A 14,162-nucleotide genomic window follows, 5' to 3' on the forward strand; every position below is an offset into this window, starting at 1 on the left:
CCGGGTGTGTGGGGAGTAGGGCGCCAGTAGGGCCCTACTCCCCCACACACCCAGCTCTCGCGCTTATGGAATGTCCCTGAAAAGCTCGCGGTCAATCATCGAGTGCTGACGGACCGATCGGTGGAAACCGCCGAAGCGGTCTGTTCGAAGTGATCTTCGCTGTAGCGTCGGCGTCATAACTACCGAGGCCATGGACGCGGAATGCCTGACGCTCACCCGTACCGTGCGCAGACGCGGCGGCATCGTGCTCACTGTGTTCGCGCTCGTGTGGGCAGTGGCAGGCGGGGCGGGGTTCGTGGCGGTGGCCGTCGTGGCCTGTGCCGTGTCCGCCGGTGCCGTGGTGAGCGCCTACCGGGATGCGGCGGGGCCGGTGACCCGGCTCGTGCGGCTGCCGGAGCGGAGGAACCGGGGCGGCGGGCTGGTCAACGCCGTCGAGGTGGCCGGGATCGTCGCGGTCATCGCCGCCGCGAACGCTATGGGCCGGCCGGAGTTCATCCCGGTCGGCATCTGCCTCGTCGTCGGTCTGCACTTCTTCCCGCTGGCGAGGCTGTACGACCAGTGGCAGTACCGCTGGACGGGGATCCTGCTGACGGCCGTCGCGCTCGTCGGCCTCGCCGTCCTCGTCGCCGGCGGCACGGCCGAGACGACCCGCGCCGTCGTCGGCTTCGGCTCGGCCCTGGTGCTCTGGGGCTCCGCCTTCCACGTCGCATTGCGAGGCTAGGACAACAAGGCGCTGACCGATGCCGTCGAGCGGCAGCAGGTCCGGGGAGGCTCATCGGACGGGCGGCGACTCGCGTACGTGCGCGTGGTCGTACGGAACCGCCCGTCCGCGCCCCGGGCCGGGCCGGGCCCGGCGTCAGGCCGTGGCTCAGGCCTTGGCTCAGGCCTTGCCGAGGTGGGACCAGAACTCGTCCCAGGAGAGCTTGCCGTCGCCGTTGTCGTCGCGCTGCTTGATGAGCGCCTCGGCGACCGTCTCGGTCACGTGGAAGTCGCCCATCTCGGCCATGACGTGCTTGTACTCGGCGGCCGTGATGAAGCCGTCCCCGTCCACGTCGAACTTGTTGAATGCCGTACGTGCCGACTCGATGTCCGCCACTGATTCCGCCCCTTCATGGTGCTTGGTGTCGGGGGCCAGATTAGCGGGCGGCGGAGTGCCCGATGATGGGGGCATGAGCAGCGACGTGGCACGGATCCTGGCGGCGGCGGCTCGCGGGGAGTTCCCGCCGCCGGACGGCTCGACGACGGTCGTGCCGCAGCCGAGCGGGCGGGACGCGGGGGTGCTGGCCTTCACGGCGCACTCGGTGGTGTTCCTGGACGAGGATCCGGAGTGGATCCGGGCGGAGCTCGCGCGGGCCTCGACGGACCCGCTGGTGGCGAGCATGACCCCGCGCTTCCTGACGGCGCTCACGGCCCGCACGGGCCGCTCGATGAACACGATCGACCTGTTGACGGTCGCGGACGCGCTGCCCGGTCCCCCGGAGCTCGCGCTCCGGGAGATCCACGACCAGGACCATCCGCGGGTGGCCCGGGCGCTGAAGTACCGCGACGAGGTACGGGTGTGGGTCACCGACGGCGGTCTGGTGACCCTGGGCCGGGGCGTGGCGGGCCGCGTGGAGGCGGCGATCGAGGTCGACGAGGACGTCCGCCACCGGGGCCTGGGCCGGGCCCTGGCGACGGCCGCCCGCCACCTCACCCCGGACCCGGTGGTCTGGTCCCAGCAGTCCCCCGGCAACGCGCGCAGCGTCCGCGTCTTCCAGGCCGCGGGCTACCGTCCGGTGGGCTCGGAGGCCCTGCTGACCGCCGGGTGAGCCACAAAGTCAGCGGAAGATGCCCGTGTGGCCCAGCGAGTAGCGGCCCGGCTGTGGGTAGACCGCCAGGCCGTGGGGGCCGCTGCCGACCGGGATGCGGGCCAGTTGCCTGCCGCTCGTCGTGTCGATCGCGTAGACCTCGGAGTCGTAGCGCCCGGAGAGCCAGAGCACCTTGCCGTCGGCGGAGACGCCGCCCATGTCGGGTGAGCCGCCGTTCGGCAGCTTCCACTTCTTCGTGAGGGCGTTCTTGGTGAAGTCGAAGACCGAGACGGTGCCCTCGCCGCGGTTGGAGACGTACATCTCCTTGGAGTCGCGGGAGACGTAGAGGCCGTGGCAGCCCTTGCCGGTGGGGAGCAGGGTCGGGGTGGTGAACTTGTCGCCGTCGAGCACCCACATGCCGTGGGCCATCATGTCGGCGATGTAGAAGGTCTTTCCGTCCGGGGAGATCTTCACGTCCTGCGGCATGGCGCCCTCGAAGGGCAGTTTCTGCTGCCCGACGATCTCCATCTTCTCCGTGTCGACCTTGAGGAGCTCGCCGGAGAACTCGCAGGAGACGACGAAGTAGCGCCCGTCGGCGGAGAAGTCGGCGTGGTTGACGCCGTAGCAGGAGACCGGGACGGTCTTCTTCCGGGCCATGGTGTGCGGGTCGCGGAAGACCAGCTCGCGGTCGAGCGAGGCCATGACGATCGCGTACCTGCCGTTGGGCGTGAAGTACAGGTTGTACGGGTCGTGCACCTCGACCGGCTTGCCGGCGACGCCGGTTGCCGGGTCGATCGGGGTGAGGGTGTGGCCGCGGTCGTTGTTGACCCAGAGGGTCTTCAGGTCCCAGGAGGGGACGACGTGCTGCGGCTGGTTGCCGACCGGGATGGTCTCGATGACCTTGTAGGTGGCGGGGTCGATGACGGAGACCGTGTTGGAGTTGGTGTTGGGGACGTACACCCGGGAGGGGAAGCCCTTGACCACCGGGGAGAGCGCGTTCGGGCGGTCGGCGGCGTAGACGTCGTCGGCCGCGAGGACCGGGGGCATGCCGGGGAGCCCGGCGGGCGCGGCGGCCGGCTTGGGCACGGCGGCCTTGGTGGTGGTGGCGCTGGGGTGCGGGGCGGCGGACCGGGGGCTGCCGCAGGCGGCGAGGCCGAGCAGCAGGGCGGTGGCGGCGAGGACGGCCTTCGTACGGCGGGACGCGGCCGGGCGCGCGGCCGGGCGCGGGGACAGGCGCGGGGCCGGGGACAGGGCCAGGGGCGGGGTCAGGGGCGGGGTCGGCATCAGCTCAGCAGCTCCGTGGTGGTGACCGCGGAGAGGCCGCGGCGTTCGAGGTCGGCGAGGAGGAGGGGCAGCGCGGCGACGGTGTCGGGGTAGCCGAAGTGGAGGCTGACCACCGATCCCGGCTGGATCGCCCGGGTGACGTTGGCGACGACGGCCGCGGGCCCGGGCGAGGTGAAGTCGAGGGAGTCGACGTCGTACGAGAGGGCGTGCGGGTAGCCGGCGCGGCGGGCGGCGCGCAGCACGGTGTCGCTGGCGTGCGGCGTACGGGAGGGGCGGAACCAGCTGCCGATGGAGCCGGTGAGGCGGCGCAGCCGGCCGGCGCAGGCGTCGATCTCGGCGAAGGCCTCCGCCTCGCTCATGGCGCCGATGTCGAGGTGGCGCTGGGTGTGGTTGCCGAGGTCGTGGCCGCCGTCGAGGATCCGCCGGGCGAGCTCGGGGTGCTGGTCGAGCCAGCTGCCGACGGCGAGGACGGTGAGCCGGGCGCCGGCCTTCTCGGCGTGGTCGAGGAGCGCGCGGGCGTTCGCGGGGTCGCCCTGTCCGTGGAAGGTGAGGGCGACCCGGGGGCGGTCGCGGGGCCCGTGGGCGATCTCGGGCGGCCGGCCGGGCCAGCGGCGGGGCGCCGGGGCGGCCGCGGCGGCGGGGGCGGCGGAGGCGGGGCGCCCGGACCGGGGGGCGGGGCGCGGCTCCGCGCCGCAGGCGGTGGCGAGGGTCCCCGCGAGGGCGGTGGCCGCGCCCGCCCGGAGGGCACCGCGGCGGTCGGTCGGCATCACGGGGACCATTTAAGAGCCGCTGAGCCCGAAAGATAACGATTGGGCCGATTCAGGACGTTTGCGGGTCGCCGTCAGCCGTCCACCATGCGGACAGGGCGAGGAAACACCCGATGAACCCCATACCTATTCATGCTTTACAAGGTCGGTGCTCTAGGTCACCAACGATTCATCGTTGAAACATCACAGTTTGTCCGTATCCACCCCATAAGGGCTTTTGGCGTCGAGGCCGCCCGTCTGCCATAGTCGATGACACGACCCCCATTGACCCGGGCCAGGTCGTTCAAGCGGCCGTGGATACACCCCCCCATTCCACGGCGCTCCACACGAAAGCCCCCAGCGCGCCCCACCAGGGCCGGACGGGGGCTTTCATGCGTCAGCGATCGGTCAGCGGTCGCTCACCCGCATCTCGAACCAGGTGGTCTTGCCGCGCGGGGCGAGGTCGACGCCCCAGCGGTCGGAGAGCTTGTCGACGAGGAAGAGTCCGCGCCCGCTGATGTCCAGCTCGCTCACCGGCATCAGACAGGGCAGCCCGCGCGAGGGGTCGCGGACCTCGACGCGGATCCAGCCGCGGCGGCGCAGCATGCGGAGGGCGAAGACGCGCGCGCCGGTGTGGCGGACGGCGTTGCCGACGAGCTCGGAGACGAGCAGCACGGCGTGCTCGGAGATCTGCGGGGTGAGTCCCCAGTGCCGCACTATCACCCACTGGGTGAGCCGGCGGGCGACCGCGGCGGATTCCGGCCGGGACGGCAGCCGGGCGTCCTCCTCGGCCGGATTTCCGTACAAGTCGAGCGCCTCGGCGGCCTGTTCGTCCTCGGTGCCCGGTACCCACCGGGCGGCGGTCGCGCCGCCGCGCTGCCGCGGTTGATCCGTACCCTCCAGGCCCGCCATGCCCCCCATCATGGCCGGACACGGCCGGACGCGGGGCCGTTCCGGGGGATTCGCCCCCTCGGAATCGACAATTCCGTGAGACTGACTCCGGCATATGCCAAAGTCAGTCGGAACGCGGTCACGATCGGCCGGATCCGACCACCCGGCCGGATGCGACCACCCGGCCGGGGTCGAACGCTCAGACGAACTTGGCCTTGCCCGGGCCCTCTTCGACGAAGCTGCGCATACCGCGCTCGCGGTCCTCGGTGGCGAACAGACCCGCGAACCAGTTGCGCTCGATGGCGAGACCGGTGTCGATGTCCGTCTCGAGCCCCTGGTCGACGGCCTCCTTCGCCGCGCGCAGCGCGATGGCCGGGCCCTGGGCGAGCTTCGCGGCCCAGGCGTGCGCCTGCTCGTACACCTCGGCGGCCGGGACCACCCGGTCGACCAGGCCGAGCTGGAGGGCCTCGTCCGCCTTCACCATGCGGCCGGTGAAGATGAGGTCCTTGGCCTTGGAGGGGCCGATGAGGCGCGAGAGGCGCTGGGTGCCGCCGGCGCCCGGGATCAGGCCGAGCAGGATCTCCGGCTGGCCGAGCTTGGCGTTGTCGGCGGCGATCCGGTAGTCCGCACACAGCGTCAGCTCGCAGCCGCCGCCCAGCGCGTACCCGGTGATCGCGGCGACGACCGGCTTGGGGATGCGGGCGACCGCGGTGAAGGAGTCCTGCAGGGCGCGGGACCGCTTGACCATGGCCGCGTGGTCCATGACCTGCATCTCCTTGATGTCCGCGCCGGCCGCGAACACCTTCTCGCCGCCGTAGAGGATCACGGCCCGCACGTCGTCGCGCTCGGTCGCCTCCTCGGCCAGCTCGCGCAGCCGGTCCTGGGTGGCGATGTCCAGGGCGTTCATCGGGGGGCGGTCGAGGCGGATCGTGCCGACGCCTTCGGCGACTTCGAGGTTCACAGTCATGGTCCGAAGGTTAGCCGCCGTTAACGACGGAGGCCCCGGTGCGGTTGGTCACAACCGCACCGGGGCCCTCGCCCTCGGACTGCCGGGAGGCTGTTACGCCTTCCACTCCGACCAGTCCATGTTCCAGCCGTTCAGACCGTTGTCCGGCTGGATCTGCTTGTCCTTCGAGTTCTTCACGACGACCACGTCACCGATGAGCGAGTGGTCGAAGAACCAGGCGGCCGGCGTCGAGGAGTCGCCGGCGCCCCGCGCGTCGCGCAGACCGACGCAGCCGTGGCTGGTGTTGGTGGTGCCGAAGATCCCCGGGGAGCCCCAGTAGTTGCCGTGCACGAAGGTGCCCGAGGCGGACAGGCGCATCGCGTGCGGCACGTCCTTGATGTCGTACTCGCCGCCGAAGCCGACCGTGGCCCCGTTCATGCGGGTCACCTTGAACTTCTCGCTGATGACCATCTGGCCGTTGTACGTCGTCGTGGACGGCGCGCCCGCGCTGATCGGGATGGTCTTGACGATCACGCCGTCGCGCTCGACCTTCATCGTGTGCGCCGAGGCGTCCACGGTGGAGACCTGGCGGCGTCCGATGGTGAAGGAGAAGGTCTTCTTCTGCTTGCCGTAGACGCCCGGGCGGCCCTCGACGCCGTCCAGGTTCAGGTTCACGGTCACCTTGGTGCCCGCGGCCCAGTACTCCTTGGGCCGGAAGTCGAGCCGGTCGTTGCCGAACCAGTGGCCCTCGATCTCCACCGCCGGCTCCGCCGTCACCTTGATGGCGTGCTCAACGGCCTCCGGGTCGGTGATGCCCCGGGTGAAGTTGATCGAGACCGGCATGCCGACGCCGACGGTCTGCCCGTTCTCCGGCGTGTGGTGGCCGATGAAGGTGTTCTTCGGGGTGAGCGTCGCGAAGGTGGTGTCCTTCGCCGACTCACGGCCCTCGGAGTCCTTGGCGATGGCGTGCACCTTGTACTGGGTGCTCGCCGACAGGTGGCCCACCGGCTCCCAGCTGCTGCCGTCGGCGGAGAGCCTGCCCTCGACCGGGTTGCCCTCGGTGTCGGCGACCGTGACCGTGGTCAGCTTGCCCTGCTGGGCCGTCACCTTCAGCGCGCCGCTGGTGGCGACCGCGTCGGCGCCGTCCTTCGGCGCGACCGTCACGACGGCCTGCGAGGCCGTGATCTCCTGCTTGCCGCCGGCACCGCCGCCCGCGCCGTCGCCGCCACCGCTCGCACCGGCGTCGGTGTCACCGCCGCCGCACGCGGTCAGGACCAGGAGCAGCGTGCCCGTCGCCAGGGCGCCCAGGCGGGCGCCGCGGCGCCGTCGGCCGGTAACCGCCCCCGTGATCGCCCCGGATATCGGCGTCCCGTTCACTATGGTGTTCTCCCCTCGAACGACCCCGGCGCTGCCGGGGCCCCACCCCCAAATGCGCATCCTCCCGCGCACACGACGTCAATTAATCACACCGCGGGACACGAAAGTTCCTCGTACATGTCACCGTTCAGTCCCAGTTGGCGTGATACGGCGGATGGGGGCGCGCCGGGGCACTCAGGCGAGGGCTCAGGCGAGGGCTCAGTCCAGCGCCGACCCGGCCTTCCAGCTGCCCCAGTCCAGGTTCCAGCCGCCGAGCCCGTTGTCCGGCGCGACCTTCTTGTCCCGCGAGTTCACCACCTCGACCACGTCGCCGATCAGCGTCCGGTCGAAGAACCAGCCGGCCGGGGTGTCCGGCCCGCCGCCCTTCACGTCCCGCAGGCCCACACAGCCGTGGCTGACGTTCGCCGAGCCGAAGGTGGAGGCGGCGGCCCAGTAGTTCCCGTGCAGGAAGGTGCCCGAGTCGGTGAGGCGGATCGCGTGCGGCACGTCCTTGATGTCGTACTCGCCCCCGAAGCCGACCGTCGCCCCGTTCATCCGCGTCACGTCGAACAGCTCCGTGACCACCATCTTCCCGTTGTACGTGGTGGTCTTCGGCGCCCCCGCCGTGATCGGCAACGTGGTCAGCGGCCCGCCGTCCCGGCGGATCTCCATGGTGTGCTGCTCGGCGTCGACGAGCGACACCTGCGAGCGCCCCACCGTGAAGCCGACCGTGCGGCGCTGGATGCCGTACACCCCCGGCGCGCCCTCGACGTCGCGCAGCGCCAGATCGACCGTCACCCGCGTGCCCGGGCGCCAGTACGCGGCGGGGCGGAAGTCCAGGCGCTCCTTGCCGAACCAGTGGCCGGCCACCTCCACCGGCGGGTCGGAGGTGACGCGGATGGCCCGCTCGACCTCGGCCCGGTTCTCGATCTCCCGGTTGAAGGAGAAGGAGACGATCATGCCGACGCCGACGGTGGAGCGGTGCTCGGGCTTGAAGTAGCCGATGAAGCGGTGCTCGGGGACGACGGTGGTGAAGGTGGTGTGCCGGGCCGAACGGCGCCCGTGCCCGTCGAGCGCGACCGCGTCCACGCTGTACTTGGCGGCGAGCGCGAGCCGGGCGTCCGGACGGGGCCGCCAGCGCAGCCCGTCCGCCGAGATCTCCCCCGCGACCTCGGTGCGCTGCGCGTCCTCCACCTGGACGACCGTCACCCGCTCCAGGCGCCCGCTGTCGACCTTCACCTCCAGCGGCCCGGTGGCGGGCACCGCGCGGGTGCCGTCCTCGGGGTTCACCCGGATGACGTCACCGGGTGCCCGCGCCTTCCCCGGCAGTTTCAGGTCGATCCCTCCGGCGGCGCCGTCCACTCCGGTGCAGCCCGCGAGGCCCGCGAGGAGCCCCGCGACCGCCAGAACGTACCCCGCCCGCTTCAGTACACGTGTCACGTCAGGTCCAACGACGGCCCCCCTCCAGGGGAAACGTGCGTACGGCGCATGTTGGGAGCGCGGCCGCGCGGGCAGAACAGGTGGGAGAACACGTACGGAGGACGTACGCAGGTGGGAGAACACGTACGGGGGACGGCCGCCGGGACGCGGCCGGGCGGTCGGGCGGTCGGCACGCCGCTCCCTCCCGTACGAGAGCCGCGGGAGGCCGGGACGGTGTCGAGCGCAGCCGAGCAGGAGGCGGTACGAGCCGAGCGTGAGGCGGTACGAGCCGAGCAGGAGGCCGTACGCCGGCATGCCCGCGCCCCGGGAGGGGCGGCCGTGTGGCCGGGGGCGCCGACGCCGCTGGGCGCCCGGGTCCGGGTCGGTCCCGGCGGGGTCGCGGGCACCAACTTCGCGCTGTGGGCGGGCGGCGCGGAGGCCGTGGAACTGTGCCTGTTCGACGGGAACGGCACCGAGACGCGGCTGCCGCTCGCCGAGCTGACCCATGAGATCTGGCACGGCTTCGTGCCCGGCGTCGGCCCCGGGCAGCGCTACGGCTACCGGGTGCACGGCCGCTGGGACCCGTGGACCGGCGCCCGCTGGAACCCGGCGAAGCTGCTCCTCGACCCGTACGCGCGAGCGGTGGACGGGGACTTCTCGCTGCCGCCCGAGGTGTACGGGCATGTCCGCGACTGGCCCCAGCAGCATGTCGCCGACACCGTCCGCGACGAGCGGGACTCCGCCCCGTACGTCCCCAAGGGCGTCGTCGTGCAGGACGACGACGACTGGGCCGACGACCGCCGGCCCAAGACGCCGTGGCCGGACTCGGTCATCTACGAGCTGCACGTGCGCGGGTTCACGATGCGCCACCCGGGTGTCCCGGAGCGGCTGCGCGGCACCTACGCGGGCCTGGCCCACCCGGCGGCCGTCGAGCATCTCGTACGGCTCGGGGTGACGGCCGTGGAACTGCTTCCCGTACACCAGTTCGCGCACGAGGACCATCTGCTGCGCCGCGGCCTGTCCAACTACTGGGGATACAACTCCATCGGCTACTTCGCCCCGCACGCCGGCTACGCGGCGAGCGGCACCACCGGGCAGCAGGTCGGCGAGTTCAAGCGGATGGTGCGGGCGCTGCACGCGGCCGGCATCGAGGTCATCCTCGACGTGGTCTACAACCACACGGCCGAGGCCGGCGAGCTCGGCCCCACCCTGTCCCTCAAGGGCATCGACAACCGCGGCTACTACCGGCTCCAGTCGGACGCGCGGAGATACGCCGACTACACCGGCTGCGGCAACACCCTGCACGTGGTGCGGCCCCAGGTGCTGCGCCTCATCACCGACAGCCTGCGCTACTGGGTGACCGAGATGGGCGTGGACGGCTTCCGCTTCGACCTGGCGGCGGCCCTCGCCCGCTCGATGCACGACGTCGACATGCTGTCCCCGTTCCTCGCCGTCATCGCCCAGGACCCGGTCCTGCGCCGGGTCAAGCTGATCGCCGAGCCCTGGGACGTCGGCAACGGCGGCTACCAGGTGGGCTCCTTCCCTCCCCTGTGGACCGAGTGGAACGACCGCTACCGGGACGCCGTACGGGACTTCTGGCGCGGCGCGCTGCCCGACGTCCGCGACCTCGGCTACCGGCTCTCCGGCTCCAGCGACCTGTACGCCTGGGGTGGGCGGCGCCCATACGCCTCGGTCAACTTCGTCACCGCCCACGACGGCTTCACCCTGCGCGACCTGGTCACCTACGAGCGCAAGCACAACGAGGCCAACGGCGAGGGCAACCGGGACGGCACCGACGACAACCGCTCCTGGAACTGCGGGGTGGAGGGCGAGACCGACGACCCCGCCGTGAACACCCTGCGCCGCCGCCAGCTGCGCAACCTGATGACGAGTGTGCTGCTCTCCACCGGGGTGCCGATGCTGGTCGCGGGCGACGAGATGGGCCGCACCCAGGGCGGCAACAACAACGCCTACTGCCAGGACAACGAGACCGGATGGCTGGACTGGACCCTCCCCGAGGAGCCGGGCCGGGCCCAGCTGCTCGCCCTCACCCGCCGGCTGCTCGCCCTGCGCCACCGTCACCCGGTGCTGCGCCGCCGGGCCTTCTTCTCCGGCCGGCAGGGCGCGGACGGGCTGCGCGACCTGGCCTGGTTCACGGCGGCGGGCACCGAGATGACGGAGGCCGACTGGTACGCCCCCGCCGCCACCCTCGGCCTCTATCTGTCGGGCCGCGACATCCCGGGCCGCGACGCCCGCGGCGAACGGATCACCGACGACAGCTTCCTCGCGGTGCTCCACGCGGGCCCGGAGCCGGTCGCCTTCCGGCTGCCGGGCGCGCCGTGGGCGGAGTCGTACGAGCTGGTCGTGGACACGGCCCGGGAGGACCAGGAGGCCGCCCCGGCGACGGTGCACCGGGGCGGGGAGGTGCTCACGGTGGCGGGGCGGTCGGTGGTGCTGCTGCGGGTGGCCGGGGTTCAGGAGAGCTGCACGTAACAGGTGTAGTCGCCCTCGATGTCGACATCCGGTCCGGTGTAGGAGGAGCTGCTGGAGCTGCCGCCGTACGTGAGGTACGAGCCGGCCGGGCGCGCGTCGGCCACCCAGGCATCCGGCGCGGACCGGAACGCGCTGCCGCAGCGCTCCCCGGCCTTCTTCTCGACGACGCCGGTCGGGTTCCCCTGGATGGTGTCCTTGATCTTCACCTGGCCGAAGACCCGCAGGTCGGCGTCCTTCCCGCAGGGGACGGTACGCACCAGGGCGATGCTGCCGCCGAGGCCGGTGTCGGCGGAGCCGCAGGAGCCGGGCTTCACCTCGGCGAGCGGGGCGAGGGCCTTCTCGGCGTCCTCCAGCGTGCCGCTCTTCCCCGCGGTCGGGGCGGGGACGGTGGTGCTGCCGAGGCCGGTGAGGACGTACTCGGCCTTGAGGGAGGTGACGCCCTTGAGGACGCCGTCCTCGTGCATCGCCGCCAGGAGGGGCGTGTAGTCGGCGCTCGCGCGGGTGAGCCGGCCCTGCCCGTCGAGGACGACGGTCAACGCGACCCGCGCGCTGCTCCTGTTGTACGCGGGCGAAGGCGTGAGGCTCGCCGGCAGTGCGGGGTCGGCCGTCCGGGAGGCGATGGCCAGCTCGTACGTGCGGCTGCCGTCGGCGCCCTTGGCCGGCTGCTTCTCGGCGTCGGAGTTCCGCACCACCTCGGCGAGGGTCCCACCGAACGGAGCGGCGTCACCGGCCCGCGTGAGCATGGGGCCGAAGAGGTCGACGACGTCCATGGACGCCTGCGAGGAGTAGCGCAGCCAGCCGCCCTGCCGGGTCCGGTAGTCGACCTGGTTGCCCTGGACCTCGTACACCTCGGTCACGGGCCTCGCACCGGACCGGCCACCGATTTCGGCGGCGGCGTCCTCCGGAAAGCGACGCGGGATGTCCAGGACGCGCTCGGCGCGGGCCGTCTTCTTCGCGTAGTCCTGCGTGCCGGTCGTGCGGTCCACGGCCGTGCCCTTGGCCGAGCCGTAGGTGAGCGTCCAGGTGAAGGCGGACGAGCCGGCCGCCGTGGTCGCCCGGGAGGCGGCCGAGAGCTGGTCGTCCAGCCGTACCTCGTACACGGGCGTGCCCGTCGGCTTCGGCTCCTTCGCGTCCGCCGCGCCGCCGCCGGACTGGCACGCGGTCAGTGCCGTGAGCAGCAGCGGCAGCGCCGCGGCCGTTCTGCGCACGCGCGTGTTCCCCGCTCTGTTCCCCGCTCTGTTCACCACGATGTTCCCCACCCCTTGCTTCCCGCCCCTGATCGTCGAGCGCAGATCGTACGGGATGCCACCGCGGGTACTGGCGGCCGGAAAACCACATGAGGGATGTCAGAGGCGAACCCTAGGCTCGGTCCTGATGCCCGAGAAACATGCACCCACCAAGGACACACCGGCACAAGCCGCCGCCGGCTCCCGGTCCGCCGTCCACTCGTTGCTGCGCCTGTGGCCGTACGTACGGCCCGTGCGCGCCCGGTTGTTCACGGCCGCGTTCGTCGCGATCGTGGCCTCCTGTCTGTCCCTCGTCATCCCGCTCGTCCTGAAGTGGCTGGTCGACGGGCCGGTCACGGCCGGCGACACGACCGGGGTGTGGTTCGGCGCGCTGTATCTGCTGCTGCTCGGGATCGCCGAGGCGGTCCTCTTCGGCTTCCGGCGCTGGCTGGTGGCCCGGCCGCTGGCCGGCGTCGAGGCGAGCATGCGGGCCGCGCTGTACCGGCGGCTCCAGCGCCTCCCGATCGCCTTCCACGACCGCTGGGCCTCCGGCCAGCTCCTGTCGCGCGGCACGACGGACCTGATGCTGGTCCGGATGTTCCTGGCGTTCCCGCTGACCTTCCTCCTCGTCAACGGCGTGACGATCCTGGCCGGTTACGCGGTGCTGCTCGCCCAGGACTGGACGCTCGGCCTGGTGCTGCTCACGCCGGTCGTACCGATGGTGATCCTCTGCTCGCTCTTCGAGCGCAAGTACGCGGTGGTCGCGCGGCGGGCGCAGGACCAGGTGGGCGATCTGACGACGGTGGTCGAGGAGAGCGTCCTCGGCATCCGCATCGTCAAGGGCTTCGGCCGCCACCGCAGCCAGGCGGCGGCGTTCCGGTCCCTGGCGGAGCGGCTGCGCGGCACGGAACTGGCCAAGGCCCGCCTGCTCGCCGGCATCTGGGCCCTCATCACCTTCCTGCCGGAGCTCGCGGTGGGCGCGGCGCTGGTGCTCGGCACCGTGCAGGTCGCCGACGACGAGCTGTCGGCGGGCACGCTGGTGGCGTTCCTGTCGACGGCGCTGGCGCTGCGCTGGCCGGTGGAGTCGATCGGCTTCCTGCTGGCGATGAGCCAGGAGGCGGCGACGGCGACGGAACGGTACTTCGAGGTGATGGACGCGGCGGAGGAGGCGGATGCGGCCGGGGACGGCATCGCGGACGCGGCCGACACCGCCGACACGGCCGGCGTCGCGGACGGGGTGCGGTTCGAGGGGGTCGTGTTCCGGTATCCCGACGCTCCGGGGGACGCGGCGCCCGTGCTCGACGGGGTCGATCTGCACATCCGGCCCGGCGAGACGATGGCGCTCGTCGGCGGGACCGGCTGCGGCAAGACCACGCTCACCGCGCTCGTACCGCGTCTGCACGAGCCGACCGGCGGGCGGATCCTGCTCGACGGGGCGGACATCACCCTCATGCCCCGCGACCGGCTGCGGTCGCTCGTGGCGGTGGCCTTCGAGGAACCCACCCTGTTCTCGGCGAGCATCGCCACGAACGTCCTGATGGGCGCCGGGCCCGACGCGGGCGAGCCGGAGCTGCGGCGCGCGCTGGCCGTGGCCCAGGCCGAGGGCTTCGTGGACCGGCTGCCGGAGGGCCCCGCGACCGGGGTCGGCGAGCAGGGGCTGAGCCTGTCCGGCGGCCAGCGCCAACGGCTCGCGCTGGCCCGCGCGGTGGTCGGCCGGCCGCGCTTCCTGGTCCTGGACGACCCGCTGTCCGCGCTCGACGTGCACACCGAGGCCCGGGTCGAGGCGGCGCTGCGGGAGGTGCTGCGCGACACCACCGCCCTGGTGGTGGCGCACCGCCCGTCTACGGTGCTGCTCGCGGACCGGGTGGCGCTCCTGTCCGGCGGCCGGATCACGGCGGTGGGCACACATCAGGAACTGCTGCGGGAGAGCGCGGAGTACGCCTGGCTCATGTCGGGCGCGGACGACGAGCACGACAAGCACGACGAGCACGGCGAGTACGAGGGGGCACGATGA

12 protein-coding genes are annotated in these 14,162 nt (G+C 72.2%); 4 read left to right on the forward strand and 8 right to left on the reverse strand.

All coding sequences use genetic code 11. The features are described 5' to 3' along the window. Positions 1-190: 190 nt before the first annotated feature. Entirely contained in the window at positions 191-721 is a 531-nt protein-coding gene (locus tag AB0C73_RS03175) for a hypothetical protein (RefSeq protein WP_362523921.1), read from the forward strand. Between the two features lie 159 nt (positions 722-880). Here AB0C73_RS03175 and AB0C73_RS03180 read toward each other — a convergent pair whose 3' ends face one another. After that, complete coding sequence (locus AB0C73_RS03180; RefSeq protein ID WP_362523923.1) at positions 881-1,096, reverse strand: EF-hand domain-containing protein; 216 nt, start codon at positions 1,094-1,096, stop codon at positions 881-883. Positions 1,097-1,169: 73 nt separating this feature from the next. Here AB0C73_RS03180 and AB0C73_RS03185 point away from each other — a divergent pair, with 73 nt between their 5' ends. After that, positions 1,170-1,808, forward strand: coding sequence for a GNAT family N-acetyltransferase (locus AB0C73_RS03185; RefSeq protein WP_362523925.1), 639 nt, complete (start codon positions 1,170-1,172; stop codon positions 1,806-1,808). A gap of 9 nt (positions 1,809-1,817) precedes the next feature. Here AB0C73_RS03185 and AB0C73_RS03190 read toward each other — a convergent pair whose 3' ends face one another. From AB0C73_RS03190 to AB0C73_RS03215, 6 genes are all read right to left on the reverse strand, one after another. Further along, positions 1,818-3,071, reverse strand: coding sequence for a YncE family protein (locus tag AB0C73_RS03190; RefSeq protein WP_362523926.1), 1,254 nt, complete (start codon positions 3,069-3,071; stop codon positions 1,818-1,820). After that, positions 3,071-3,838, reverse strand: coding sequence for a polysaccharide deacetylase family protein (locus tag AB0C73_RS03195; protein WP_362523928.1), 768 nt, complete (start codon positions 3,836-3,838; stop codon positions 3,071-3,073). The genes AB0C73_RS03190 and AB0C73_RS03195 overlap by 1 nt, the downstream gene beginning before the upstream one ends. Before the next feature lie 387 nt (positions 3,839-4,225). Then, the gene (locus AB0C73_RS03200; RefSeq protein WP_362523930.1) at positions 4,226-4,729 is read right to left on the reverse strand and encodes an ATP-binding protein; all 504 of its coding nucleotides are present in this window, start codon (positions 4,727-4,729) and stop codon (positions 4,226-4,228) included. A 178-nt stretch (positions 4,730-4,907) separates the two neighbouring features. Beyond that, positions 4,908-5,675, reverse strand: a complete 768-nt coding sequence (locus AB0C73_RS03205) for an enoyl-CoA hydratase-related protein (RefSeq protein ID WP_362523932.1) — start codon at positions 5,673-5,675, stop codon at positions 4,908-4,910. A 93-nt stretch (positions 5,676-5,768) separates the two neighbouring features. Continuing rightward, positions 5,769-7,031, reverse strand: a complete 1,263-nt coding sequence (locus AB0C73_RS03210; protein ID WP_362523934.1) for an Ig-like domain-containing protein — start codon at positions 7,029-7,031, stop codon at positions 5,769-5,771. Positions 7,032-7,229: 198 nt separating this feature from the next. Beyond that, positions 7,230-8,450, reverse strand: coding sequence for an Ig-like domain-containing protein (locus tag AB0C73_RS03215; RefSeq protein ID WP_362523936.1), 1,221 nt, complete (start codon positions 8,448-8,450; stop codon positions 7,230-7,232). Between the two features lie 213 nt (positions 8,451-8,663). Here AB0C73_RS03215 and glgX point away from each other — a divergent pair, with 213 nt between their 5' ends. Continuing rightward, positions 8,664-10,922 carry a glycogen debranching protein GlgX gene (gene glgX, locus AB0C73_RS03220; RefSeq protein WP_362523938.1) on the forward strand — a complete coding sequence of 753 codons (2,259 nt, stop codon included), beginning with the start codon at positions 8,664-8,666 and terminating at the stop codon, positions 10,920-10,922. On the opposite strand, the gene AB0C73_RS03225 is transcribed toward glgX, so the two are convergent. Further along, complete coding sequence (locus AB0C73_RS03225; RefSeq protein ID WP_362523939.1) at positions 10,904-12,130, reverse strand: hypothetical protein; 1,227 nt, start codon at positions 12,128-12,130, stop codon at positions 10,904-10,906. The two genes, glgX and AB0C73_RS03225, sit on opposite strands and share 19 nt — an antisense overlap. Positions 12,131-12,296: 166 nt before the next feature. On the opposite strand from AB0C73_RS03225, the gene AB0C73_RS03230 reads away from it, so the two are divergent. Then, entirely contained in the window at positions 12,297-14,162 is a 1,866-nt protein-coding gene (locus AB0C73_RS03230; protein ID WP_362523941.1) for an ABC transporter ATP-binding protein, read from the forward strand.

Origin of the sequence: Streptomyces sp. NPDC048623 (genome assembly GCF_040650755.1) — a bacterium.
In the GTDB taxonomy this organism is placed as follows: domain Bacteria; phylum Actinomycetota; class Actinomycetes; order Streptomycetales; family Streptomycetaceae; genus Streptomyces.